23 protein-coding genes, 2 tRNA genes and 1 pseudogene are annotated in these 23,379 nt (G+C 66.3%); 14 read left to right on the top strand and 12 right to left on the bottom strand.

The genetic code is table 11. The features are described from left to right. Positions 1–150: 150 nt before the first annotated feature. A tRNA-Glu gene (locus QM693_RS33325) sits at positions 151–223 on the bottom strand. 98 nt (positions 224–321) lie between these two features. Then, complete coding sequence (locus QM693_RS33330; protein WP_280778691.1) at positions 322–978, bottom strand: TetR family transcriptional regulator; 657 nt, start codon at positions 976–978, stop codon at positions 322–324. A 327-nt stretch (positions 979–1,305) separates the two neighbouring features. Between QM693_RS33330 and QM693_RS33335 the strand changes: the two genes are divergently transcribed. After that, positions 1,306–1,378 (top strand) — tRNA-Lys (locus QM693_RS33335). A 43-nt stretch (positions 1,379–1,421) separates the two neighbouring features. On the opposite strand, the gene QM693_RS33340 is transcribed toward QM693_RS33335, so the two are convergent. Next, on the bottom strand, positions 1,422–2,024 hold the full coding sequence (locus tag QM693_RS33340) for a TetR/AcrR family transcriptional regulator (RefSeq protein ID WP_283330678.1): 603 nt from the start codon (positions 2,022–2,024) through the stop codon (positions 1,422–1,424). 110 nt (positions 2,025–2,134) lie between these two features. Between QM693_RS33340 and QM693_RS33345 the strand changes: the two genes are divergently transcribed. Next, positions 2,135–2,608 carry a DUF4334 domain-containing protein gene (locus QM693_RS33345; RefSeq protein WP_105412962.1) on the top strand — a complete coding sequence of 158 codons (474 nt, stop codon included), beginning with the start codon at positions 2,135–2,137 and terminating at the stop codon, positions 2,606–2,608. A gap of 6 nt (positions 2,609–2,614) precedes the next feature. Next, positions 2,615–3,703 (top strand): NAD(P)-dependent alcohol dehydrogenase, encoded by a 1,089-nt coding sequence (locus QM693_RS33350; RefSeq protein WP_283354459.1) that lies wholly within the window; start codon positions 2,615–2,617, stop codon positions 3,701–3,703. A 5-nt stretch (positions 3,704–3,708) separates the two neighbouring features. On the opposite strand, the gene QM693_RS33355 is transcribed toward QM693_RS33350, so the two are convergent. Together QM693_RS33355 and QM693_RS33360 are read right to left on the bottom strand one after the other, a co-directional pair. Further along, positions 3,709–4,311: a hypothetical protein gene (locus QM693_RS33355; RefSeq protein WP_283354460.1), complete on the bottom strand. Its 603-nt coding sequence runs from the start codon at positions 4,309–4,311 to the stop codon at positions 3,709–3,711. Then, a complete protein-coding gene (locus QM693_RS33360) occupies positions 4,308–4,697 on the bottom strand; it encodes an MmcQ/YjbR family DNA-binding protein (RefSeq protein ID WP_283354461.1) in 390 nt (129 codons plus the stop codon). Before QM693_RS33360 ends, QM693_RS33355 begins: the two co-directional genes overlap by 4 nt. 499 nt (positions 4,698–5,196) lie before the next feature. Between QM693_RS33360 and QM693_RS33365 the strand changes: the two genes are divergently transcribed. The 4 genes from QM693_RS33365 to phoU all read left to right on the top strand — a co-directional run bounded on the left by QM693_RS33365 (position 5,197) and on the right by phoU (position 10,318). Then, positions 5,197–6,153, top strand: a complete 957-nt coding sequence (locus tag QM693_RS33365) for an acyl-ACP desaturase (RefSeq protein WP_007301063.1) — start codon at positions 5,197–5,199, stop codon at positions 6,151–6,153. An 80-nt stretch (positions 6,154–6,233) separates the two neighbouring features. Beyond that, the gene (gene dusB / locus QM693_RS33370; protein ID WP_009477929.1) at positions 6,234–7,376 is read left to right on the top strand and encodes a tRNA dihydrouridine synthase DusB; all 1,143 of its coding nucleotides are present in this window, start codon (positions 6,234–6,236) and stop codon (positions 7,374–7,376) included. A gap of 119 nt (positions 7,377–7,495) precedes the next feature. Continuing rightward, on the top strand, positions 7,496–9,538 hold the full coding sequence (locus QM693_RS33375) for an LCP family protein (protein WP_283330674.1): 2,043 nt from the start codon (positions 7,496–7,498) through the stop codon (positions 9,536–9,538). 81 nt (positions 9,539–9,619) lie between these two features. After that, positions 9,620–10,318, top strand: coding sequence for a phosphate signaling complex protein PhoU (gene phoU / locus QM693_RS33380; protein ID WP_105412955.1), 699 nt, complete (start codon positions 9,620–9,622; stop codon positions 10,316–10,318). 156 nt (positions 10,319–10,474) lie between these two features. Here phoU and pstB read toward each other — a convergent pair whose 3' ends face one another. From pstB to QM693_RS33410, 6 genes are all read right to left on the bottom strand, one after another. Then, a complete protein-coding gene (pstB, locus tag QM693_RS33385) occupies positions 10,475–11,251 on the bottom strand; it encodes a phosphate ABC transporter ATP-binding protein PstB (RefSeq protein WP_007301060.1) in 777 nt (258 codons plus the stop codon). Between the two features lie 43 nt (positions 11,252–11,294). Beyond that, positions 11,295–12,203 carry a phosphate ABC transporter permease PstA gene (gene pstA, locus QM693_RS33390; RefSeq protein WP_105412954.1) on the bottom strand — a complete coding sequence of 303 codons (909 nt, stop codon included), beginning with the start codon at positions 12,201–12,203 and terminating at the stop codon, positions 11,295–11,297. 3 nt (positions 12,204–12,206) lie between these two features. Further along, positions 12,207–13,280 carry a phosphate ABC transporter permease subunit PstC gene (gene pstC, locus QM693_RS33395; RefSeq protein ID WP_280778702.1) on the bottom strand — a complete coding sequence of 358 codons (1,074 nt, stop codon included), beginning with the start codon at positions 13,278–13,280 and terminating at the stop codon, positions 12,207–12,209. A 67-nt stretch (positions 13,281–13,347) separates the two neighbouring features. Then, positions 13,348–14,466 (bottom strand): phosphate ABC transporter substrate-binding protein PstS, encoded by a 1,119-nt coding sequence (pstS, locus tag QM693_RS33400; RefSeq protein WP_280778703.1) that lies wholly within the window; start codon positions 14,464–14,466, stop codon positions 13,348–13,350. A gap of 214 nt (positions 14,467–14,680) precedes the next feature. Further along, positions 14,681–15,598 (bottom strand): mycothiol synthase, encoded by a 918-nt coding sequence (gene mshD, locus QM693_RS33405; RefSeq protein ID WP_283354462.1) that lies wholly within the window; start codon positions 15,596–15,598, stop codon positions 14,681–14,683. Then, on the bottom strand, positions 15,595–16,353 hold the full coding sequence (locus QM693_RS33410) for a winged helix-turn-helix transcriptional regulator (protein ID WP_280778705.1): 759 nt from the start codon (positions 16,351–16,353) through the stop codon (positions 15,595–15,597). Before QM693_RS33410 ends, mshD begins: the two co-directional genes overlap by 4 nt. A gap of 208 nt (positions 16,354–16,561) precedes the next feature. On the opposite strand from QM693_RS33410, the gene QM693_RS33415 reads away from it, so the two are divergent. The 5 genes from QM693_RS33415 to QM693_RS33435 all read left to right on the top strand — a co-directional run bounded on the left by QM693_RS33415 (position 16,562) and on the right by QM693_RS33435 (position 19,717). Then, positions 16,562–17,341: an LmeA family phospholipid-binding protein gene (locus QM693_RS33415; RefSeq protein ID WP_105412950.1), complete on the top strand. Its 780-nt coding sequence runs from the start codon at positions 16,562–16,564 to the stop codon at positions 17,339–17,341. After that, positions 17,338–17,814 carry a thioredoxin family protein gene (locus tag QM693_RS33420; protein WP_283354463.1) on the top strand — a complete coding sequence of 159 codons (477 nt, stop codon included), beginning with the start codon at positions 17,338–17,340 and terminating at the stop codon, positions 17,812–17,814. The genes QM693_RS33415 and QM693_RS33420 overlap by 4 nt, the downstream gene beginning before the upstream one ends. Before the next feature lie 237 nt (positions 17,815–18,051). Further along, positions 18,052–18,504 carry a DUF4395 domain-containing protein gene (locus tag QM693_RS33425; protein WP_105412948.1) on the top strand — a complete coding sequence of 151 codons (453 nt, stop codon included), beginning with the start codon at positions 18,052–18,054 and terminating at the stop codon, positions 18,502–18,504. A gap of 67 nt (positions 18,505–18,571) precedes the next feature. Continuing rightward, complete coding sequence (locus QM693_RS33430; RefSeq protein ID WP_280778707.1) at positions 18,572–19,408, top strand: sulfurtransferase; 837 nt, start codon at positions 18,572–18,574, stop codon at positions 19,406–19,408. Between the two features lie 3 nt (positions 19,409–19,411). Further along, positions 19,412–19,717: a DUF1416 domain-containing protein gene (locus QM693_RS33435; RefSeq protein WP_005244353.1), complete on the top strand. Its 306-nt coding sequence runs from the start codon at positions 19,412–19,414 to the stop codon at positions 19,715–19,717. A 69-nt stretch (positions 19,718–19,786) separates the two neighbouring features. Here the strand turns inward: QM693_RS33435 and QM693_RS33440 are convergent, their stop codons facing one another. Beyond that, a complete protein-coding gene (locus QM693_RS33440; protein ID WP_280778710.1) occupies positions 19,787–21,094 on the bottom strand; it encodes a cutinase family protein in 1,308 nt (435 codons plus the stop codon). 242 nt (positions 21,095–21,336) lie between these two features. Here QM693_RS33440 and QM693_RS33445 point away from each other — a divergent pair. Both QM693_RS33445 and QM693_RS33450 read left to right on the top strand, forming a co-directional pair. Next, positions 21,337–22,059 (top strand): annotated as a pseudogene (locus tag QM693_RS33445) (heme-binding beta-barrel domain-containing protein). 86 nt (positions 22,060–22,145) lie between these two features. Next, positions 22,146–23,255 (top strand): type IV toxin-antitoxin system AbiEi family antitoxin domain-containing protein, encoded by a 1,110-nt coding sequence (locus tag QM693_RS33450; protein ID WP_283354464.1) that lies wholly within the window; start codon positions 22,146–22,148, stop codon positions 23,253–23,255. Positions 23,256–23,379 lie beyond the last annotated feature (124 nt).

The raw sequence follows: 23,379 nt of genomic DNA on the forward strand, positions 1-23,379 counted from the left end.
ACCCGCGACCTCCGCCGTGACAGGGCGGCGCGCTAACCAACTGCGCCACAGGGCCTTGCTTGTCCTGCTGTGCTTTACAAGTGTAAAGCGTTACTGCGTGTCACTTTTACTGCCGTCGAACCATACCGCATGCTCGACACCGGTCAAACGTACCCCCTACGGGATTCGAACCCGCGCTACCGCCTTGAAAGGGCGGCGTCCTAGGCCGCTAGACGAAGGGGGCCCGCCGGATTTCTCCGAACCAGTACCTCAACGGCGTTCCGTTGGGAGCTTGGATAGCTTAGGACACGGATCGAGAATTTCCCAAATCGCCAGGTCAGACTACGAATCGGGCAGTTCCGAACCGGAATCCGGCCATCCTTCCCTCGCGAACTTCTCCCACCATTCGGGTGAAGCCATCGCTTCGAGGATCACTTCGAGCGATTCCGCGAACCGCTCGCCGAGGTCACCCTCCAGTGCCGTCATGTCGGACATGTACCGCTGGCCGGCGAGAGACGCCGCCAGGACCCGGGTGAACTTCTCGGGGTCGGCGTCGGCGCGCAGCAGACCGTCGCGCTGAGCGCGGATCGCGAACTCGTGCGCGGCGCGCCCCCACACCTGCGAGCCGCCGGACTGCACGTCCGGATAGAACTCGGGTTCGACGATCAGCCGGAACTCGGCCCGCACGATGACGCTGGAATGGAAGAGCTTCGCCAGGTCGATCACGAAACCGTGGAGGGCTTCGAACGGCCCGATGTCCGTGCGACTCGTCCACCTGTCGGTCAGGGCGGTGAATTGCTCCACTCCGGATTGAAGGACGGCACGGGCGAGTTCCTCCTTCGATTGGAAGTGGAAGTACATCGCCCCCTTGGTGGCGTTCGAGCCCTCGAGGATCGTGTTGACCGACGCCGCCGCATAGCCGCGCTTCGCGAACTCGATCGCGGCCGACTCCACCAGCGCAGCGCGAGTGCGTCGCGCACGCTCCTGCTGACGTGCCATGACGGTGAATCCCTCTCCCAGATGTAGTAACCCCGCTTTTCGCCCTTCCGGGACGAGCGTGGAGCCATACATAACAGTATCCCCGTTTTGAAAGAACCGACAGAGCAGTCTGTAGATCATGGAAACTTCTCAGAAACCAACCCGAAGACCTTTATGGAGTTCAAACCGGACCGCTGCCGAAAACACACCAAGTGGTATAATTTGGGTCGGCTCGGGTGCGCTGCAGGGGGTGCGCACCCGAGCCGACGCATTTCACCCCCGCGCGGCGCGCCGTGCCGGGGGCCCTGTTTTCTCGGTCACCGTCTGCGCACTAGACTCTGGCCCCGCGCCCCTATAGCTCAGTTGGTAGAGCTACGGACTTTTAATCCGCAGGTCGTAGGTTCGAGCCCTACTGGGGGCACTCTCCCCTTACCCGGCACATGCCGGGTAAGGGGCACGAGCACTCACCCACGTCTCGGCGCTTCCGATGTCGGAGGCGCCCCGATCAGACGACGAACCGCCTCGACAGCGCTTTGCCGCCGCTGTGCCACCGTGCGCTCCCCCGACTTCCCCTCCGGCTTGCGTCCACCACGCGCGGTGGCCAGCGACAGGGCGATGTCAGTGATCACGAGCAGCAGCTCGCCCGCGTTCCACGACGGATCGACGAACCCCTCCTGCTGCCCTCGCCGGATCTCGGCGATCTTGGGCCGCAGCGCGAGGGTCCGCGCATCGCTGTCGGCGATCTGCTCGCGCATCTCCAGGTCGGCCCACTTCTGCAGCCTCGCGTTCTCGGGGTGCGCCACGTAGTCGTCGAACAACCGGCCCGCGTAGCCCGGCAGATCGTCTCCCCGCAGCGCCGTCTGCTCGGTCGTCTCGGCGATCCACTGCGCGATGACGGCGTCGAACAGCGCTTCCTTGCTGTCGAAGTAGGCGTACAGACGGTCCTTGCTCGCTCGGGCCGTCTCTGCGATGCGGTTGATCCGGGCCCCGGCGACTCCGTGGTGAGCGAACTCCTCCTTGGCCGCGGCGAGGATCCGTTCTCGCGTGGCTTCTCCCGCTGTTCGCATTCCGACATCCTAAATTGCCCGTTGCCGAACCATCTGGTTCGGCGTAGCGTGCGCGGTTGACGAACAGTTTGGTTCGTAAACCTCGCACCCCTCACCCCAAGGAACTCTTCATGGACATCGATCAGGCCCGCAGCACGTTCCACGAGCTCCGGGGGCGCGAGAGCGGCGTCTCCCCCGACGAACTCGACACCGTGTGGGCGGCGCTCGACACCGTCAGGGCCGAAGACATCCTCGGCAGCTGGAAGGGCGACGACTTCGCCACCGGCCACCGCCTCCACGAGAAGCTGTTCGCGAGCCGCTGGCACGGAAAGACGTTCCACTCCCTCGAGGATGCGAAGCCGTTGATCTGCCGTGACGCGGACGGCAACCTCTATTCCGACGTCAAGGCCGGCAACGGCGAAGCCAGCCTGTGGAACATCGAGTTCCGAGGCGAGGTCACCGCGACCATGGTGTACGACGGCGCACCCATCTTCGATCACTTCAAGAAGGTGGACGACTCCACTCTGATGGGCATCATGAACGGCAAGTCCGCACTGGTCCTCGACGACGGCAGGCACTACTACTTCCTGCTCGAAAGAGACTGAGTTCCAATGCAGGTCACAGCAGCGCTCTCACGCGGACCCGATTCCCCGTTCACGCTGGAGACGGTCGAACTCGACGAACCCCGCGCGGACGAGGTACTGGTGCGCATCGTCGCCACCGGCCTGTGCCACACGGACCTCTTCACCAAGGCGGCCCTCCCCCACACCCTCGGCCCCGCCGTCCTCGGGCACGAAGGTGCCGGAATCGTCGTGCACGTCGGGTCACGTGTGAATGGGGTGACGCCCGGTGATCACGTGATTCTCAGCTACCGCCACTGCGGTAACTGCGACCAATGCCGAAGCGCTGGTCCGGCATACTGCGTCGATGCGCACCGGCTGAACAGTTCGGGCAGGCGCGCGGACGGTTCGGCCACCGTCACCCAGAACGGCGAACCCGTGCGCGCCGCCTTCTTCGGCCAGTCCAGCTTCGCAGAGCACGTCCTCGCGACCGTCGACAACGTCATCGTCGTCGACAAGTCCGTCGACCTGACCGCCGCGGCGCCGCTCGGCTGCGGTTTCCAGACGGGTGCCGGCGCGGTACTGAACGTGCTCCGGCCGGTCAGCGAATCGAGTGTGGTCGTCTTCGGCGCGGGCAGCGTCGGGTTCGCCGCCCTGCTCGCGGCCCGATCAGCCGGCGTCGCAACGCTTCTCGCAGTCGATCCGGTCCCCGCACGCCGTGCGCTCGCGGAAGAGTTCGGCGCGGTTGCGATCGATCCCGGATCACAGGACGTGGTCGCCGCGATCCGTGCGGCGACCGGTGGGGGCTCCACCCACACCCTGGACACGACGGGGATCCCCGCCGTCATCGGCCAGGCGTTGTCGTCCCTGCGGGCGCGCGGCAGCGCGGTGGTCGTCGGTCTCGGCGCACCCGAAGTGGCGGTGAACATTCAGGATCTGATGCTGAGCGGCAAGACCCTCCGCGGCTGCGTCGAGGGCGATTCTTCGGTGCAGCAGTTCATTCCGCAGTTGCTGGCGCTGCACGCGGACGGGAAGTTCCCGTATGACCGTCTCGTCACCGAGTATCGATTCGACGACATCAACCGCGCCGTCGCCGATCAGGCCGCGGGCACGGTGATCAAGCCCGTGCTCGTGTGGTGAATTCGCTAGGGCGTGGCAGGTGACGGTCCGGCCGGCGGCCCGTCGCCCACCTGTCCGTCCTTCGCTTTCGTTTCTCTCCGCATCTCGGCGAGATCCTCGCCGCGCTTGCGGTACGTGAAGCTGACTCCGGCGACGCCGAGGAACAGCACCACTCCGATGATGGCGCCGGCGAGCGACGCGCCGCGGAATCCGGGCGCGTCGACGTCCATGATCCGTTCGCCCGCGTGCGCTGCGCTGTTGCCGCCGAGCACCACACTGAGCGTCAACAGGTTGGGCAGCACCACCAGGACACCGAGGATCAGCAACACGATCTGCACCGGCTTGAACCGGCGCCGGCGGAACAGCCGCCACGCTCCGCGGACCAGCAGCAGCGGCAGCAGGGTGCACAGGGTGCCGAACAACAGTCCCCACAGGATGCCGCCGCCGAAGCTGCCGCCCGCCAGTCCACCCACGTTCTGAGCCCACGCCCGCGGCAGGTAGGCCGCGAGGATGAAGTAGGCGATGACCAGTATCACCAGCAGGACTGCGATGCCGATGGCCTTCTTGGCCCACGCCGGCAGGCCCGATTTCGCCGGTGTGGAAGTGGATGCGCTGTCCTCGGTCGTCATGACTGGTCTCCCTGCGTCGGCAACAGTTCTTCGTCCAGCACCTGCTCGGCCAGTCGCTTCGGGGCGACGAGCGTGTACGACGTTCTGATCCACTCACGGAGCTGTTTCCAGCGGGGCTCGTCCGCGTCCGCGACGTCCACTGCGATCCAGCCGTGTCTACCGAGACCGTATCCCGCGGGCTCGGCCCCTGGTTCCGTTGCGATGACCGCTTCGGCCTCGTCGACGCTGAGCTTCACCGTCAACCGGGTGGCCTCCACGTCACTGAACACGAAATTCTTCCCCCGCACCCGGAACGTCGGGTGTCCGTCCCATTGGGCGACGTCCACCCGCACGGCTTCGGGCAACTCGGCGACGATCTGTTCCAGGCGGCTCATGTTGTTGCCCATGTGACGATTGTCGGCAGCGCCCCGACCCACCGCAACCGGCATAACGGACACGCGGGGTTCCGGCGGGCTCGGCGGGGTCCTGGGTGGCCTGCTCGGAAAGGGTGCGGGCGGCGGACTGGGCCCGGGTGGCGATATTCACACCTGGGGTGGATCGAATCCCAGGAGACCGACAGCTCGGACGAACAGGCTCCCACGCAACCGCCGACACGGCTCGAGTTACGGCGGGGAATCTGTGGAGACCGACAAATCTGTGATCGTCCACAACTGCCCGCGCGTCGCTGTGATGATCTCTCCCTGCGATGATTACGCTGGTCACCGCACACGCACGCTCATCAGTACACTGTCATGTAACGGTTCGCCGCGTGGCGGCGACACATCCCGGAAGATCCATTACGGATCGGTAACTTGGACGGTTCCCGGGCCGCCGACGGCGTTTACCAACCTACTTACGGTGCCGTAGGCTGAACAAAGTCAAATTGAGCTACTGGAGGCATTACACATGGCGAGGGATCTGACCCAACTCGAACTGCTGCAGGAGTTGTCGCCGGTTGCAGAAGAGAACGTCAACCGCCACATCTCCATGGCCAAGGAATGGCATCCCCACGACTACGTTCCGTGGGACGAAGGACGCAACTTCGCCGCGATGGGCGGCATCGACTGGGATCCCGAGCAGTCGCAGCTCGACGAGGTCGCCAAGGCCGCGATGATCACGAACCTCCTCACCGAGGACAACCTGCCGTCGTATCACCGCGAGATCGCCGAGAACTTCTCGCAGGACGGCGCGTGGGGAACGTGGGTCGGTCGCTGGACCGCGGAGGAGAACCGTCACGGCATCGTGATGCGCGATTACCTCGTCGTGACCCGCGCCGTCGACCCCGTCCAGCTCGAGCGTTTCCGCATGGAGCACATGACGAACGGCTTCGCCTCCCCCGCCGACGTCGACGCCGGCTTCCTCCACTCCGTCGCGTACGTGACGTTCCAGGAACTCGCCACCCGCGTCAGCCACCGCAACACCGGTAAGGCGTGCAAGGACCCGATCGCCGACAAGATGCTGCAGCGCATCGCCGCCGACGAGAACCTGCACATGATCTTCTACCGCAACATGTGCGGCGCAGCCCTCGACCTCGCGCCCGATCAGGCGCTCGAGGCCATCAACATGATCGTCCAGAACTTCCAGATGCCGGGCGCAGGCATGCCGAACTTCCGGCGCAACGGTGTGCTCATGGCCAAGCACGGCATCTACGACCTGCGTCAGCACCTCGAAGAGGTCGTGATGCCCGTCCTGCGCAAGTGGAACATCTTCGAGCGGACCGATTTCACCGCCCGCGGCGAAGAGGTCCGCGAGAGCCTCGGCAAGTTCCTCGAGAACCTCGAGGGCCAGGCCACCAAGTTCGAGGAGCAGCGCGACCGCATGCTGGCCCGCGAGGCCAAGAAGCGCGAGCAGAAGGCTTCGTGACGTAAACAGTTATCCTGTGCCCGGTACCGGATTCGGTACCGGGCACAGTTTTTGTTCCAGCACTTTCGCAGAGGTCGTCAATGTCATCGCTTCGTATCGGATCGCTCGAGCTGCGCAGTCCGGTGGTTCTGGCCCCCATGGCCGGCATCACCAATGTCGCGTTCCGCACGCTGTGCCGTGAGCTCGAGACGGAACGCGCGGGCAGCACGTCCGGCCTGTACGTCTGTGAGATGGTGACCGCGCGCGCTCTGGTGGAGCGGCAGCCCGCGACCCTGCACATGACGACGTTCGGACCGACCGAGACACCACGGTCGCTGCAGCTGTACACCGTCGACCCCGACACCACGTACGCCGCGGCCAAGATGATCGTGGACGAGAACATGGCCGACCACATCGACATGAACTTCGGCTGCCCGGTTCCCAAGGTGACCCGCAAGGGTGGCGGCGCGGCGCTGCCGTACAAGCGCACCCTGTTCGGCCGGATCGTCGCCGCCGCCGTGAAGGCGACCGAGGGCACCGATGTCCCGGTGACCGTCAAGTTCCGCGTCGGTATCGACGCCGAACACCACACGCATCTCGACGCAGGCCGGATCGCCGCCGGCGAGGGTGCGGCCGCGGTCGCACTGCACGCGCGTACCGCGTCGCAGCGGTACTCCGGCACAGCCGACTGGAACGAGATCGCCCGGCTCAAGGAGCACGTCACCGACGTGCCCGTTCTCGGGAACGGCGACATCTTCGCCGCCGAGGACGCTGCCCGCATGATGGAGCAGACCGGTTGTGACGGCGTCGTCGTCGGCCGCGGATGCCTGGGCCGGCCGTGGCTGTTCGCGGAGCTGAGCGCGGCGCTGAACGGAAAACCGCAGCCCACTCCGCCGAATCTCGGCGAGGTGGCCACGATCATCCGCCGGCACGCGGAACTCCTCGCCGATCATCACGGCGAGGACAAGGGCCTGCGTGAACTGCGCAAGCACGTGTCCTGGTACCTGCGCGGCTTCCCCGCCGGGTCCGAGCTGCGGGTCGCGATGGCCCTCGTGAGCACCCTGACCGAACTCGACGACCTCCTCGTCCAGCTCGATCCGACCATCCCGTTCCCCAAGGACGCCGAGGGACCGCGCGGACGACAGGGGTCACCCGGCACGGTCGCTCTCCCCGAGGGGTGGCTCGACGACCCCGACGACTGCCTGGTGCCCGCCGGCGCCGACCTCATGCATTCTGGTGGTTAGCACCACGAACGCGCGTCACCTCGCTACATGTGTGGAGCCTCGACGTTCGATAAGTACTATGGCTGGAATCCGTCGAGGCCGACGGAGGTCCGAGTCGGCGGAGAGGTCAGGTTGCATCGGTGGGTGATGATCACAGCTCGGACTCACCGACTCCCGAATCCCGTGCCCCCTGGGAGCGTCCTCTCGCGGATCCCAGCTACCGAGAAGCCCAGTCCGGACGGCCGCGGCGACTCCCGCCGCGTCAGCCACCGCCCGAACGGCGGCCTCCCGAGCAGACCGCGCCACCCGAACGGACCGCGCCGCCCGAGCACCGGGCGCAGGTAGAACGCGCCGAACCGTCCCGCCACGACAGCGGCCGGATCGGCCGCCGGGCCGCGGGTGGGCCCACCGAAGCGCTCTCCGTCGCAGACCTGGTGAAGAAGGTCTCCGGGGAGGAACCGAGCGCGCCGGACGATCCGGACAAGACCGAGATCATTCCCCCGATCGACGAGCGGCAGCCGCCGCCTCCCGGGGTTCCGCCGCGGGAGACCCCTCCGGCGCCGTCGCCCCCGGAGCCGCCGCAGAGCACGCCCGAGCCCGAATGGGTCGCGGATTCCGCCGAGACCACCGCGGTACCGCAGGTGGTCGGCAACCCGGGTACCACCCGCCTGGCTCTCAGCAAGACCCGCAAACGCAAGCGTCTCCGTGCAGCAGGACGCGCCGTCGTCGCACTCGTGGCGGTGGTCGCACTCGCCGGAACCGGCATCGTCTGGGGTTACCTCCGCTCCACCGAGGGCAAGTTCGACCAGATCGCGGCACTCGACACGGAGTCGACCGACATCGTCGACGCCGTCGGGCAGACCGGTGACGAGACCTATCTCATCGTCGGCAGCGACACCCGCGCCGGCGCGAGCGGCGAAGTGGGTGCCGGAACCATCGACGATGCCGAGGGATCCCGCGCCGACACGGTGATGCTCGTCAACATCCCCGCCGACCGGAGCCGGGTGGTCGCGGTGTCGTTCCCCCGCGACCTCGACGTCGAGCGGCCCGTCTGTGAGGGCTGGGACAACGCCAGCGGCACCTACACCGAGGAGACGTTTCCCGCCGCCGACGGCGACAAACTCAACGCCACCTACGCACTCGGTGGACCGAAGTGCCTGGTGAAGGTGATCCAGAAGATGTCAGGTCTCAAGATCGGCCACTTCGTCGGCATGGACTTCGCCGGCTTCGAGTCGATGGTCAACGAGATCGGCGGGGTCAAGGTCTGTACCACCCAGCCGCTCGAGGACGGCGTCCTCGGCACCGTGCTGCCGCAGGCCGGCACCCAGATGCTCGACGGCAAGACCGCACTGAACTTCGTCCGCGCCAGACATGTCGAGGCAGAAGGCAACGGCGACTACGGCCGCATCAACCGTCAGCAGAGATTCCTGTCCGCCCTGCTGCGGGGCGCCCTGTCCAGTCAGGTGCTGCTCAATCCCGGCAAGCTGAACGGCTTCATCAACGCATTCACCCGCGACACGTTCGTCGAGAACATCGACACGAAGTCGCTGGTCACGCTCGGGCGTTCACTCCAGAACGTCGACGCGGGCGCGGTCACGTTCCTGACGGTGCCCACCGCGGGCACCACCGAGTGGGGCAACGAGATTCCGCGCACCGACGACATCAAGGCCATCTTCCGCGCCATCATCGACGACGAGGCGCTGCCCGGCGAGAAGCGTGCGGAACCCCTGCCCTCCGCCCCCGAACCGCAGGCAGCGCCGGCGCCGTTGTCGGTCCAGGCCGTCGACCCGTCCAGCGTGACCGTGCAGGTGTCGAACGCATCGGGTGAGTCGGGACTGGCCGCGACCGTGGCCGACTCGCTGGCCGCCGAGGGGTTCCAGATCTACAACGTCGGCAACTACACCGGAACCAGCGGCGAGACCGTCGTCCGGTTCTCGCCGGGCCACGAAGCCGAGGCGGCGACCCTGGCGTCGTCGTTCCCCGGTGCGGTGCTCGAATCGACCACCGGACTCGGGACGGTCGTCGAGGTCGCACTCGGTTCGAACTTCTCCGGGACCGTCCAGACGCCCAGCCCGATCGACACACCGCTCAGTATGTCGGGCGTGCGAGAGGGTCAGCCCGAGGACGTGGAAATCCCCGCGGACCTGGCGGTTGTGAACGCGGGCGACACGTCCTGCGAATGAGCGCCCGCCCGGTCGCTCGTTCACCCCGCGTTCACCGTGTGATCGTGACTTGGTTTCCCGTGCACCGTAGGCTGTGACCTCATGCGCGTGGCTTACAACGAACAGATGACCGAGCTTGCCGACTTGCTCGGTGAGATGGCGGGGCTTGCGGGGGTCGCCATGGAGCGAGCCACCCAGTCGCTGCTCCAGGCAGATCTCTCCCTCGCCGAGCAGGTGATCGGCGAGCACGACAAGATCACCGAGCTCAGCACCATCTGCGAGGAGCGGGCGTTCGCCCTCCTCGCCCTGCAGGCGCCGGTCGCCGGCGACCTCCGCTCGGTCGTCAGCGGAATCCAGATCGTCGCCGACATCGATCGCATGGGTGCGCTGGCTCTCCACGTCGCCAAGATCGCGCGCCGCCGACATCCCAACCACGTGCTTCCCGAAGAGGTCAACGGCTACTTCGCCGAGATGGGGCGCATCGCCGTGTCCATCGGCGCCGCTGCCCGCGAGGTTCTCGAGACGCGCGATCCCGAACGGGCCGCGCGCCTGCGTGAAGAGGACGAGGCGATGGACGACCTCCACCGTCACCTGTTCACCGTCCTCATGGACCGGGAGTGGAAGCACGGCGTGGCCGCGGCGGTCGACGTCACCCTGCTCGGCCGCTTCTACGAGCGTTTCGCCGACCACGCGGTCGAGGTGGGCCGCCGGGTGATCTTCCTCGTCACCGGCAAGCTGCCCGACGAGACCCAGACGCCCGCCGTCGACGCCGACACCCTCACCTCGTACCCCGAACTGTAGAACTCCCCCAACACTTTTCGCGCGAACGGGACGCTCGTACGGTCTGACCGTACGAGCGTCCCGTTCGTTCGGCCGAGGTTCGCCCGAGGTCGCCGTCCGCAGACGCGAGAACGCCCCGACCGCGGTACCGGCCGGGGCGTTCTCGTGTGTGTCGCTCTATCCGAAGCGGCCCGAGATGTAGTCCTCGGTGGCCTTCTGCGTCGGGTTGGAGAAGATCTTCTCGGTGTCGTCGATCTCGACGAGGCGACCCGGCTTGCCGGTGGCCTCGAGGTTGAAGAACGCCGTCTGGTCACTCACGCGCGCCGCCTGCTGCATGTTGTGGGTGACGATCACGATGGTGAAGTCCTTCTTCAGCTCCGTGATCAGGTCCTCGATCGCAAGGGTCGAGATCGGATCGAGCGCCGAGCAGGGTTCGTCCATCAGCAGGACGTCGGGCGAGACCGCGATGGCCCGGGCGATGCACAGACGCTGCTGCTGACCGCCGGAGAGTCCGCCGCCCGGCTTGTCGAGACGGTCCTTGACCTCGGTCCACAGGTTGGCGCCGCGCAGCGACCGCTCGGCCACCTCGTCGAGACGCTTCTTGCTGCGCTCGCCCTGCAGCTTCAGTCCGGCCACCACGTTGTCCTTGATGGACATCGTCGGGAACGGGTTGGGACGCTGGAACACCATGCCGATCGTCTTGCGGACGCCGACCGGGTCGATGCCGGAACCGTAGATGTCCTCACCGTCGAGCAGAATCGAACCCTCCACGCGCGCACCGGGAGTCACCTCGTGCATGCGGTTCAGCGAACGCAGCACCGTCGACTTGCCGCAGCCTGAGGGGCCGATGAAGGCGGTCACGTTCCGCGGGGGGACGGACAGCCCGACATCGGCGACGGCGTGGAATTTGCCGTAGTAGATGTTGACGTCCTTGAGATCCAGACGCTTGGCCATTACCGGCTCCCTACTGATTGGTGTTCGAAATCGAGTGTATGTGTCACTTGCTGCGGACCTGTGAGAAGTGGCCGATGACCTTGGCCAGGATGTTGAGGATGGCGATGAGGAGGATCAACGTCAGCGCCGCACCCCAGATGCGGTTGGTACCGGCATCGGTCGGGTTGTTCATCTCGGCGACCATGACGCCGGGCAGCGTGCCCATCTCGCCACCGAACAGGTTGAAGTTGATGAAGGGTGCGTAACCCACGAGGATCAGCAGCGGCGCAGTCTCACCCATCACCCGGGCCAGCGCCAGCATGACGCCCGTGATGATGCCGGGCAGTGCGGTGGGCAGCACGATCTTGGCGATCGTCTTCCACTTCGGAACGCCCAGCGCGTACGACGCCTCGCGCAAGTCCTGCGGAACGATGCGGAGCATCTCCTCCGTGCTGCGGACGACGACGGGAACCATCAGCAGCACCAGGGCGAGCGCAACGGCGAAGCCGGACTTGGGGAAACCGAACGTCGCGATCCACAAGGCGTAGATGAAGAGGGCGGCCACGATGGACGGGACACCGCTCAGGATGTCGACCATGAAGGTGGTCAGCTTCGCGAGCCGCGACTTCCGGTCGGCGTACTCGACGAGATAGATCGCAACGAACAGTCCGAGCGGAATGGACAGCACCGCGCAGACGATTCCCTGCAGAATCGTGCCGATCAGCGCGTGGTAGATGCCGCCGCCCGCCGCCGAGGAAGTCAGTCCGCTGAGCGAGTGGGTGAACCAGGTGGCCGACGTCAGGGCAGGGATTCCCTTGATGACAGCGGTGACCAGGACCCACACCAGTGGGACCAGCGCCACGAGCACTGCCAGCGTCACGAGGACGGTGGCGGTGAGGTCGGTGATGCGTCGGCGGACACCGACCCCCTGGAAGGTGGGGGCCTTGACCGGCTTGTCGAGTGTCGCGGTCATGGGTCAGTCCTTCTTTCCTGCGATCACGGCGCGGGCAGCGGCGTTCACGACGAAGGTGAGAACGAAGAGCACCAGACCTGCGGCGATGTAGGCGCCGGCCTGAATGTTGTTGTTGAACTCCGCGTAGCCGAGAGCGATCTTCGAGGCGATGGTGGCGCCGCCGTCGAACAGCGACCATCCGAAGGGCTGCGAGGTGGTGCGCAGGATCAGGTAGAGCGCCATGGTCTCGCCGAGGGCGCGACCCAGGCCGAGCATCGATCCGCTGATGTAGCCCGACTTGCCGAACGGAATGATCGTGGTTCGCACCACTTCCCACCGCGTGGCACCCAGCGCGAGTGCTGCCTCGATCTGGGGCGTCGGAGTCTGCACGAACACCTCGCGGGTCACCGCGGTGATGACGGGAAGGATCATGACGGCGAGGACGATACCTGCGGTGAAGATGGTGCCACCGCCGGTGATGGAACCGCTTCCGGTCGCGAACAGTGGGAACCAGCCGAGCTTTTCGTTGAGCCACACGGCAAGCGGCTTGATCGCCGGAGCGAACACCAGCAGACCCCAGAGGCCGTAGACGATCGACGGCACGGCGGCCAGCAGGTCGATCACGTACGCCAGCGGACGTTTGAGCCAGTTCGGCGAGTACTCGGTGAGGAAGATCGCGATGCCGAGGGCGACGGGCATCGCGAGGATCAGAGCGAACAGCGAGACGAGCACGGTCACCTGGAACAGGTCGAGAACACCGAACGCCATGGCGTTGATGTTCTGAGTGACCCACTCACGGCTGGTGAGGAAATTGACCTGGTTCCTGCTCAGTGCGGGAACTGCGCGCCAGATCAGGAAGATGCCGATCGCGGCGATGAGGATCGAGATGAAGATCGCCGAGGTGGTTGCGAGGGACTTGAAGATCCGGTCCCCCGGCCTCGCGACGGACTTGCTGCGCGGTGCACCTGTCGGAGTCGGGGCTTCGGCCTTGGTGGTACTCAACTCGGCCTCCGGGGTGCCGTTCGGACCGCCCACCCCGACTCCGCCAGAAGCGGAGCCGGAGGCGCGAGGTGCTGATTCGATGTGCGCTTCACTCATCTGCGCTCGCAATCTTTCCTGGTCAGAATATCGAGTCATGGGCGGGTCCGAACGACTAACGGTACGATCAGCCGATTGCGGCGACCGACGCGTTCAGCTTCTCCTTCATGGAGTCGGGCAGCGGCACGTAACCCTGCTCGGCCAGGTTGCCCTGACCCTCGTTCGCTGCGCTGGTCAGGAACGACTTGACCGCTGCGGAGGTGTCGGCGTCGTAGCCCTTCGAGCACACGATCTCGTAGGTGGCGAGCACCAACGGGTACGCACCCGCTTCCTTGGTGCCGAAGATCGAGCCGAGGTCGAGGGTCAGATCGCCCACACCCTCACCCTTGAACTGCGCACCCTCGATCGCCTTCGCCGCGGACTCGTCCGACAGCGCGACGGGGCCGGAGCCGGTGTCGATCTGTGCGGCAGACAGCTTGTTCTGGTCGGCGTAGGACTTCTCGACGTAGGTGATCGAGCCCGGAGCGGAGGCCACTGCCTGCGCGACACCGGCCGAACCCTTGGCGCCCTCACCGATTCCGCCGGTGAAGTCGGAGCCTGCACCGGTGGTCCAGGCGCCGTTGGAGGCGGCCGTGAGGTACTGCTGGAAGTTGTCGGTGGTTCCCGACGAATCCGAGCGGATGATCGCGGTGACGTCCTGGTCCGGCAGGGTGGCGCCCGGGTTGAGCGCGGCGATGGCCGGGTCGTTCCACTTCTTGATGGTGCCGTTGAAGATCTTGGCGGTCACCTCGCCGTTCAGCACCAGGTCCTCGACGCCGTCGAGGTTGTAGGCGACAGCGACGGGTCCGAAGACGAGCGGAAGGTTCCAGGCCTCGCCGCCGACGCAACGGGCCTTGGCCTGCTCGGCCTGCTCGGCCTTGATCGCCGAGTCGGAGCCGGCGAAGTCGATCTGGCCCGCGATGAACTGGGTACGTCCGTCGCCGGAACCGCTGGGGTTGTACGCCAGGTTGACGGTCTTGCCCTTTTCCTGGCAGACGGAGATGTAGGTGGAGACGAACTGGTCCATGGCGTTCTTCTGGGCCGAGGAACCGGCCGAGGAGAGGTTGGCCTTGCCCTCGCACGTCGCGTTGGACGCCGCTGCGTCGACGCCGCTCGACGCCGCGTTGTTGTCGCTGCCACACGCGGCCAAGGTCATGGCACCCAGGGCCACTGCACCGAGCAGGGCGCCATTGCGCTTGAGATTCACCTAGTCCTCCGGAAATACCGTCTCGCCCGCGATCGGGCGGCGACATGAGGTGCGTTTCTTTGAAATCTGCACCAGGCAACACGGCGCTGCCCACGGAGAAACCTAGGGGTAGCTAATGTCCAGTTGGACCACGATCGGTGAACGGAAGGTGAACAGACCGAGCATTTGTCCACATTTCCGAGACGAACAACAGGTGCGGAAGTAGAGAAGCGCCTCAGGCGCGCGCGTACGCGACGTCGGTGTGGAACCGCTCGAACCCCAGCCGGTCGTAGGTGTGCAGCGCCGACGCGTTGTCGCCTTCGACGTAGAGCAGCACCGCACCGAGCCCGCGGTCACGCAGGTAGTGCAGTCCGGCGAGCGTCAGCAACCGGCCGAGACCACGCCCCTGGGCGTCGGGGCCGATCGCCACCACGTAGACCTCACCGATGGCCGGCTCGTCGCCCTGCTTCGGGTGCACCTTGGTCCAGTGGAATCCGAGCAGTCTCTGCTCGTCCGAAGCGGCGAACGCCATGAACAGTCCGGACGGATCGAACCAGGCCTCCGAACGACGCTCGGCCATTTCACGTTCGGTCCACGACCCCTGCTCGGGATGCCAGGCAAAGGCGGCAGCGTTGACCCGCAGCACCTCGGGATCGTCCTCGACGCCGCGGTACTCGCGGAGTGAAACATCTTCCGGCACAACGAGTTCTGGGAGTTCCGCACCGGCGAGCGGACGCCGGAGCTGCAGAAGTTCGCGCGCACCGGTCAGCCCGAGGCGCTGCGCCACCGCCTGTGCCGCAGGCAGGTTTCCGTGCGCCCACACCCGGGCGTCCGGACCACCCTCGGACAGGACCTCGGTGACCAACCGGCCACCGATCCCCCGGCCACGGGCCTCGGGGTCGACGGCGAGTTCGGCCATCGCGGGATGATCCCCGTGACCCGGCTGCAGCTGCGCATACCCGACGATCCGATCGGCGTCGGTCTCCACGAGATGACGGACACCGGCGCTACCGGCGCCGGACACGGCGTGCACGCCCTGCTCCGACACCGGCGCGGTTCCGTCCGTTGCCGTCGCGCGTTCGAGCAGTGCGGACACGTCCGCAGCTTGCTTGCCGTCGAGTCGATCAGTCCAGGACTGAACCGAAGCACTCACTGGATCGCCGGCCCTTCCGCGGATTCGAAGTCCGCATCCTCGGCGTCGAGGTCGTCGATGGGCGGCACCGGCGCACCCGACTTGCTGCGGGTGGGACGGACGGCCTTGTAGCCGACGTTGCGAACTGTACCGATCAAGGATTCGTACTCGCTGCCCAGCTTGGCGCGCAGACGACGCACGTGGACGTCGACCGTGCGGGTACCGCCGAAGAAGTCGTATCCCCACACCTCCTGCAGCAACTGCGCGCGGGTGAAGACGCGACCCGCGTGCTGTGCCAGGTACTTGAGGAGTTCGAACTCCTTGTAGGTGAGGTCGAGGGGACGGCCGCGCAGACGGGCCGTGTACGTGCCCTCGTCGATGACCAGTTCACCCAGCGTGATCTTGCCGGAAGCCTCCGGGCTGGCGACGCCACCGGTGCGTCCGACCAGCAGTCGGAGGCGGGCGTCCACCTCGGCCGGTCCGGTGCCCGGTAGCAGGATGTCGTCGAGGCCCCAGTCGGAATTGACCGCCACCAGGCCACCCTCGGTAAGGACTGCCACCACGGGAACCGCGGAACCCGTGCTGCCCAGCAGCCGGCAGAGGCCGCGAGCCGCCGCGAGATCGGTGCGCGCATCCACCAGGGCGATGTCGGCGGAGCTCGCTTCCAGGAGAGAGGACACCTCCGTCGGGGCAGGCCGCACCGAATGCGCCAGCAGGGCTAGGGCAGGCAGCACTGCCTCGGGGTTGGGGTCGGAGGTAAGAAGCAGTAGCTCCACACAGCCTCCCATCTCGTCGCCGTCGTACCCGGCCGGCAGACGGAATCGTTCATCCGCCGGTCCAGGTAGATCGACACTGAAGGTATCGACACTTTTGTCGGTGACAGAGTAGCGCGCCGCCGTCGGCGTTCGTTGCACCGAACCCCCGGCCGACCGGCGCGGAGGTTGCACCGACACTCCCCCGACCGGTGTCCGTCACAATGGGGCCGTGCGGAAACTCATCATCGGAATCGTCTTCCTCGTGGCTCTCGGTCTCGTCGTCGACTTCGGTTCGGCGGCCTACGCGGAGTACCGGGTGTCGCGGGAACTGCGGGCAGGGGCGTCCCTCACAGCGGATCCCGAGGTGACGGTTCACGGCTTTCCGTTCCTCACCCAGGCGTGGGACGGAAAGTACGAGAACATCGAGATCCGCGCCCAGGGAGTACAGAGTGACGTGGTGGGTGAGGTGACTATCGAGTCCACCCTCCTGGGTGTCTCCGCGCCGCTGTCCGACCTCGTCGACGGCTCCGTGAAGGCCCTTCCGGTCGATCACCTCTCCGGCCGCATGCTCATCGACGCCACCGACCTGGGACGCTTCCTCGACATCCCTGACCTGCAGGTTTCGGCCCCGCCGGCCAGCAAGTCGGACGGCACCGGGGGCTCCGGCGGCTCGGGGATGCCGACCGCGGGCGGCGTCGTCCTCACCGGCACCGTCCCCGTCGGGCCCATCGAGACCACCGTCAGCGTCCAGGCCGACCTGGTTCTCGACGGCGGTCAGGTGAAGATCGTCGCCAGCGACTTCTACTTCGGGCCCGAAGGCCACGCCGACTTCACCATCCCCGAACCTCTCGCCCCCGCGATCCTCGGCCTCTTCACCCGGACGATCGACCCCCGGGAACTCCCGTTCGGCGTCCAGCCGACGGAGGTCTACGCGGAAGGCTCGCAGATCGTCATCGAGGGCGTCGGCAACAACGTCACGATCGACCTGAACGAACTGCAGAGCCGATGACCGGAATCACACTGTTACTGATCGCACTGTTCGCCGCCGTCGTGTTCGGGCTCGTCTGGCAACGCCGCCAGGGGACCGTCCGGAGCACCGGCGAGACTTCCGCGGTCGTGACCGACCATCGACGACTGCTCCTCGAGGCGGCGGGCGTCGGGCCGGCATCGCCCGAGCACCCTCGACGGGCCACCGTTCTCCACTTCTCCGCCGACTGGTGCGGACCCTGCGCGGCGGTGCGCAGGGTGGTGGGACAGGTCGTCGCGGACCTCGCCGGCGAGCCGGAACCTCCCGTCGAAGTGGAGGTCGACATCGACGAGTATCCCGCTCTCGCCAAGGAACTCGGCGTTCTGTCGTTGCCGACGACGTTCATTCTCGACGCCGACCTGCAGCAACGCTTCCGAGTGTCCGGAGTACCCGCCGCGACCGACCTGCGGGCCGCGCTGGGACCCCTCACCCGGCCCCCGGGTTCAAATTCCTGAAGAACCGGGTAAACTCGTCGTCGTGCAATCCAGCCACGAGCTCATGCTCACCCGTCGCCGCACAGTAGACCTGTGCCGCCTCGGGGCTTGTTGCTGTACCTGTTGCTGATCACCAGGGCTGTCGCTTTCTGCTGACACCGCGGATTCCGCGCACGTGATCTCACCCCCGATGACGACGTCTTCCGTCGTCGTTCGGCGCCAGGCAAGCATTCAGGACTCACCGCAGGAGCACTTCTCATGTCCACAACACTCGAGCTCGAGCAGGTCGACGTTCGTGGCCCCCGGTTCGCCGCCTGGGTCACCACCGCCGTCCTCGTCGCCGTGCTCGTCGTGTCGACGTTCTCGCTGGTCGCAGCAGGAATTCTGCTGGCGCTTCAAGCGGTCGTCTTCGCGGCAGGCGCAGCCACCGGGCCACGGCGCAGCCCGTACGGCCGGATCTTCGGCACCCTCGTCGCGCCGCGACTCGCCCCGGTCAGTGAACGCGAACCCGTCGCACCGCTTCGCTTCGCGCAGCTCGTCGGCTTCGTCTTCGCCGCCGTCGGCACCGTCGGCTTCTTCGCCGGCTCCGGCGTCGTCGGCGCCGTGGCCACCGCATTCGCCCTGTTCGCGGCGTTTCTCAACGCTGCGTTCGGCATCTGCCTCGGCTGCCAGATCTATCCACTCGTCGCACGCTTCCGCACGGCGGCCTGAAAGTTTCACACCGAGAACCACTGCACGATCCACCCGACACAAGTAAGTACACATCGAAAGGAACACCATGGCTCGCTCCGATGTCCTAGTCTCCGCCGACTGGGCTGAGCAGAACCTCAACGCCCCCAAGACCGTTTTCGTCGAGGTGGATGAGGACACCAGCGCATACGACGGCGGCCACATCGAAGGCGCCATCCGCCTCGACTGGCGGAAGGACCTGCAGGACGGCGTCCGTCGTGACTTCCTGAACCAGCAGCAGTTCTCCGACCTCCTGTCCGCCAAGGGCGTCGCCAACGACGACACCATCGTTCTCTACGGCGGCAACAACAACTGGTTCGCGGCGTACGCGTACTGGTACTTCAAGCTGTACGGCCACCAGGACGTGAAGCTGATCGACGGCGGCCGCAAGAAGTGGGAGCTCGACGGGCGTCCCCTCTCCAAGGAGACCGTCACCCGCGCGGCCACCCAGTACAAGGCCGAGGCCCCCGACCTGTCGATCCGCGCGTTCCGCGACGAGGTCATCGACGCCATCGGCAGCAAGAACCTCGTCGACGTGCGTTCGCCCGACGAGTTCTCCGGCAAGATCCTCGCTCCCGCGCACCTGCCGCAGGAGCAGGCGCAGCAGCGTGGACACGTCCCCACGGCCATCAACATTCCGTGGAGCACCACCGCAAACGAGGACGGCACGTTCAAGTCGGACGACGACCTGGAGAAGCTGTACTCGGAGAAGGGCTACGACGAGTCCAAGCCCACCATCGCGTACTGCCGTATCGGCGAGCGCTCCAGCCACACCTGGTTCGTGCTCAAGGAGATCCTCGGCAAGTCCGATGTCAAGAACTACGACGGCAGCTGGGTCGAATACGGCTCGCTCGTCGGCGCACCCATCGAGTTGGAGGTTCACTGAGCCATGTGTGGAGCACCTGTACAGACCCAGACCCTGCCCGCGGGCGTCGACGTCGAGAAGGAAACGGTCATCACCGGCCGCGTTCTCGCCGCTGACGGCCAGCCGATCGGTGGAGCGTTCGTGCGTCTCCTCGACGGCGGCGGAGAGTTCACCGCCGAGGTCGTCGCCTCGGGCACCGGAGACTTCCGCTTCTTCGCCGCTCCCGGCGAGTGGACCGTGCGTGCACTGTCCAGCTCCGGCAACGGCACCTCGACGGTGAGCCCGTCGAGCGCAGGCGTGCACAACGTCGACGTCACGGTCGGCGAGTAGTCACCAGCTGACGACATCAGAAGGGCCCCGCTCCGGATTCGGAGCGGGGCCCTTCTCGTCGTGCGGACTCTACTTGCCCGGTGCGGCTGGGATGGTCTCGCCGCCCTTCTCCGACTGCGCGAGTGCGGTGATCCAGTCGACGACCTTCTCGCTCTCCCAGTACCAGGGGTCGTTCGGGTTGTTGTTCCAGTAGAACAGGTGCTGGATGAAGCCCAGGAAGATGTACGGCTTGATCACCAGTTCGAAGACGTCCCTGTTGTCCTCGACGAACCCCGGGCCCTCGTCGGCGAGCTTCGCCTTCACGACCTCCGAACCGGGACCCATCGCCCAGTTGAGCGCCTCGACGATCTGCTCCTGGGACACCTGCATGTTGCGGTCCGGGCCGTCTGGGTCGTAAGTCCGGTCGGCCACCTTGCGGAGAACGTCGAGGAAGGACTCGTCGGAGGCGAACCAGTCTTCGTGTGTGACGATGTGCACAATCGACCGCGCCGCCATGTTCGTCACCGCATTCGCGAAGTCGGAGACCGTCTGGCCCGGGTTCAGCAGGGTGAAGTGCATCTGTCCCAGCACCCCGAGTGCCAGTTCGAGAACGGCGATCTCCTGCGGCGCGTCGCACGCGATGTCGTAGGGGCGGCACGCGTAGGTGATCTTGCCGTCGAGAGCGCCGTAGTCGGCCGGCTCGGACGACATGAAACCGCCTCCGGGCGGGCCGGGTTCGCCCATCGAGGGGGTGCCCGCGGGACGGTACGGGTCGCCGATCAGCGCGACGCCGGCGATGTCGTCGGCGGTAACCAGAGCGTTGCCGTCTCGGTGGCCGAGTTCGCGCGACACCCTTTCGACCACCTCGGCGCCGACGCTGTATCCGAGTAGCACGTACTTGGTGTCGTCGCCGCACTTCACCTTGTTCTCGTCGAGAATCTTGTTCGTCGACGCAACACCCGCAGCCATCGAATCCTGGTATGTCGGAACAGGTTGCAGCAGACCCAGACCGTACGTGGACGGGTAGGGAACGTACATCCACCCCACCGTCCCCGGATCGTCCTTGTTGGCCTCGCCGGTCGGCACCGTCACGTTGCCCACCCAGTTCGACCAGAGCTGCCGATTCTCGTCAGCCAGAGGGTTGCGGTCCGCCGTCGAGTCGGTGGCGCCGGATACGGCGACGATCATCACGTCGGGGCAGTCGGCGGCGTAGTTGTTCGGATCGACACGGTCCGTGTCGGCACTCCCCGAATCTGCACTTCCCGAGTCTGCGCTCCCGGTGTCGGGCGCGGCGACGGCAAGGCCGGGAGCACCGAACGCGGTGGCGGTCAGCAGCAGCACCGTCGCCGCGATCGCGGCCCGCACCGGACCGGTGACGGCAGTACTCGATCGAAGCATGGGACCTCCGGGAGGGACGGGAGACGAGACGACCGCATGAGAATGTTCGGAACCGACCGGGTGGTCGCCTTCGAGAAACCGTAGCCGCAGTCACGGTAAGTCGCCTCCCGTTTCGACCGTTCGACGGGTTCGGTTTAGGATGTCCCCGTGGTTATCTTCTTCGAGGTACTTCTTGTCCTTGCCGCCGTGTTGATCACGTGGTTCTCGCTCTACACGATCTACCGCCTGGTCACCGACGAGTCGTGAGTCAGAACCCGGACGCAGGCGCAGATCCGCCTTCCGAGCACCCGACTACGAGCGCGCCCGCTGGGGACACCCCCGCCGTGCGTCGTGGTAGCGGTGACGCAGCCGTCGCGGACGCCATCGAGCGTTCCAAGACGACGGCGTCGCGGAACATCCCGCAGCTTCCGGACCTTCCGCTGCCCGAGGACACCGCAAATCTGCGCCTCGGCCCGGATCTGAACAACGAACTCCTCGCAGTACTGCCCCTCGTGGGTGTGTGGCGCGGTGAAGGGGAAGGCCACGACCCCGACACAGGCGACTACCCCTTCGGGCAGCAGATCATCGTCTCCCACAACGGTGGCAACTACCTCAAGTGGGAATCCCAGACCTGGGTCCTCGACGCCGACGGCGAATACGTGCGCCCCGACCTCCACGAAACCGGCTTCTGGCGGATCAGCGGAGACGGGATCCCCGGCAGCACCAACGAGGAAGTCGTCGAACTCCTCCTCGCCCACAGCTCCGGCATCGTCGAACTGTTCTAGGGTCAGGCCCTCACCCAGTCGTCGTGGGAACTCGCGACCGACGTCGTGATCCGCAGCACCTCCGGTGTTCTCGTCGGCGGCGCCAAGCGTCTCTACGGCATTGTCGAGGGCGGCGACCTCGCCTACGTCGAGGAACGCATCATCGCCGACGGTGAGCTGCGTCCCCACCTCTCCGCGCGTCTGTCCCGCTACGTTGGCTAGCGCCCGTGAGTACTTATTAACCACGCGCGGTTAACAAGTACTCACGGCTCGGGTTATCCACAACCTGAGGTTCATCCACAGGTCAGTTGAGATCGGCCTGTTTCGGACGAATCCTGTCGGTCGGCGTGCGCACCGTCGCGTCCATGACGACTGCGACGATCGACTTCAGGCCCGAATTCCAAACAGTCCTCGACTATCAGCACGGCCTCGTCACGGCCCGCCAACTGCGCGGACTGGGTATCTCGACCCGGCAGATTCAGCACATGGTGGAGTCCGGCCAGTGGTCGGCGGTTCTGCACGGCGTCTACGCCGTCACGAACGGTCCGCTCGACCGGCCGATGAGGCTGTGGGCGGCACTGCTGTTCGGCGGTCCCCGAGCGATTCTCAGCCATCGGACGGCGGCCGAGGAGTGGGGGCTGATGCCCGTCGACCCTGACGGGCCGATTCACGTCACGGCGCCCTACGGATTGTCTGCGGAGCCGCAGGGACCGACGTATCGGAAGGTCGGCCGGCGATCCGACCGTCCCGTTCCCCGCGAGGGGGATCTCCTGCATCCCGGGGTCGTGGTGCACCGATCCCGGGCGCACGCCCACATCCTCGTCCCGACGCTTCCGCCTCGAACGTCCCAGGCCGACACCGTCGTGGATCTCGCTGTCGCGGAGCCGTCGGCGGTGGCGGCCGCACGCGTCCTCGTGTCGGCGGTCACCGGCAGCGACATTCCGGTCCACGAGTTGCTTCGACGGATCGAGCAGCGTCCACCGCGCAGGTACCGCAAGGCTCTGACCGACGCTCTGACGTTCGTGTCCGGCGGAGTCCAGTCGATTCTCGAGCACCGGTACGCGATCGACGTGGAACTCGCGCACGGACTGCCGGCCGCTCGACGACAGTCGCCTGTTCTCGTCGACGGACGAACCCTTTACGAGGACGTCGACTATTCGGAAAGCGGCGTTCCGCTCCTCGTGCGGCTGGACGGACTGCGGTATCACTCGTCGCGGTCGGTGGCCCTGCGAGATCGGCGTCGCGGCAACGCGGCGGAACTCGCCGGCAAGGCGACGCTGGTCTACGGCTGGGAGGAGGTGACGCGGCGCTCGTGCGACGTCGCGGCCGAGGTGAGGACGGTGCTCGAGCGGGGCGGCTGGAGTGGTCCGAACCCGTGCCCCCGCTGCCGTGAGTACTTATTAACGTCGGGCGGTTAAGAAGTACTCACGGGCGCGGAGCGCACAACGGCCCCCGAGCCTTCCGGTGCGTGTGCACCGGGTCCGATCTGGACCAGACCGGGGGGCTCGGGGGCCGGGTAGCTGCCTGGGATTCGCTCGCCGC

It is taken from the genome of Rhodococcus sp. IEGM 1305 (assembly GCF_030058635.1).
Taxonomy (GTDB): Bacteria; Actinomycetota; Actinomycetes; order Mycobacteriales; family Mycobacteriaceae; genus Rhodococcus_F; species Rhodococcus_F opacus_D.

Coding starts and splice junctions, on each gene's coding strand:
- QM693_RS33330 (WP_280778691.1), bottom strand. CDS start 978: ATGGCACGTCAGCAGGAGCGTGCGCGACGCACTCGCGCTGCGCTGGTG.
- QM693_RS33340 (WP_283330678.1), bottom strand. CDS start 2,024: ATGCGAACAGCGGGAGAAGCCACGCGAGAACGGATCCTCGCCGCGGCC.
- QM693_RS33345 (WP_105412962.1), top strand. CDS start 2,135: ATGGACATCGATCAGGCCCGCAGCACGTTCCACGAGCTCCGGGGGCGC.
- QM693_RS33350 (WP_283354459.1), top strand. CDS start 2,615: ATGCAGGTCACAGCAGCGCTCTCACGCGGACCCGATTCCCCGTTCACG.
- QM693_RS33355 (WP_283354460.1), bottom strand. CDS start 4,311: ATGACGACCGAGGACAGCGCATCCACTTCCACACCGGCGAAATCGGGC.
- QM693_RS33360 (WP_283354461.1), bottom strand. CDS start 4,697: ATGGGCAACAACATGAGCCGCCTGGAACAGATCGTCGCCGAGTTGCCC.
- QM693_RS33365 (WP_007301063.1), top strand. CDS start 5,197: ATGGCGAGGGATCTGACCCAACTCGAACTGCTGCAGGAGTTGTCGCCG.
- dusB (WP_009477929.1), top strand. CDS start 6,234: ATGTCATCGCTTCGTATCGGATCGCTCGAGCTGCGCAGTCCGGTGGTT.
- phoU (WP_105412955.1), top strand. CDS start 9,620: ATGCGCGTGGCTTACAACGAACAGATGACCGAGCTTGCCGACTTGCTC.
- pstB (WP_007301060.1), bottom strand. CDS start 11,251: ATGGCCAAGCGTCTGGATCTCAAGGACGTCAACATCTACTACGGCAAA.
- pstA (WP_105412954.1), bottom strand. CDS start 12,203: ATGACCGCGACACTCGACAAGCCGGTCAAGGCCCCCACCTTCCAGGGG.
- pstC (WP_280778702.1), bottom strand. CDS start 13,280: ATGAGTGAAGCGCACATCGAATCAGCACCTCGCGCCTCCGGCTCCGCT.
- QM693_RS33420 (WP_283354463.1), top strand. CDS start 17,338: ATGACCGGAATCACACTGTTACTGATCGCACTGTTCGCCGCCGTCGTG.
- QM693_RS33425 (WP_105412948.1), top strand. CDS start 18,052: ATGTCCACAACACTCGAGCTCGAGCAGGTCGACGTTCGTGGCCCCCGG.
- QM693_RS33430 (WP_280778707.1), top strand. CDS start 18,572: ATGGCTCGCTCCGATGTCCTAGTCTCCGCCGACTGGGCTGAGCAGAAC.
- QM693_RS33435 (WP_005244353.1), top strand. CDS start 19,412: ATGTGTGGAGCACCTGTACAGACCCAGACCCTGCCCGCGGGCGTCGAC.
- QM693_RS33440 (WP_280778710.1), bottom strand. CDS start 21,094: ATGCTTCGATCGAGTACTGCCGTCACCGGTCCGGTGCGGGCCGCGATC.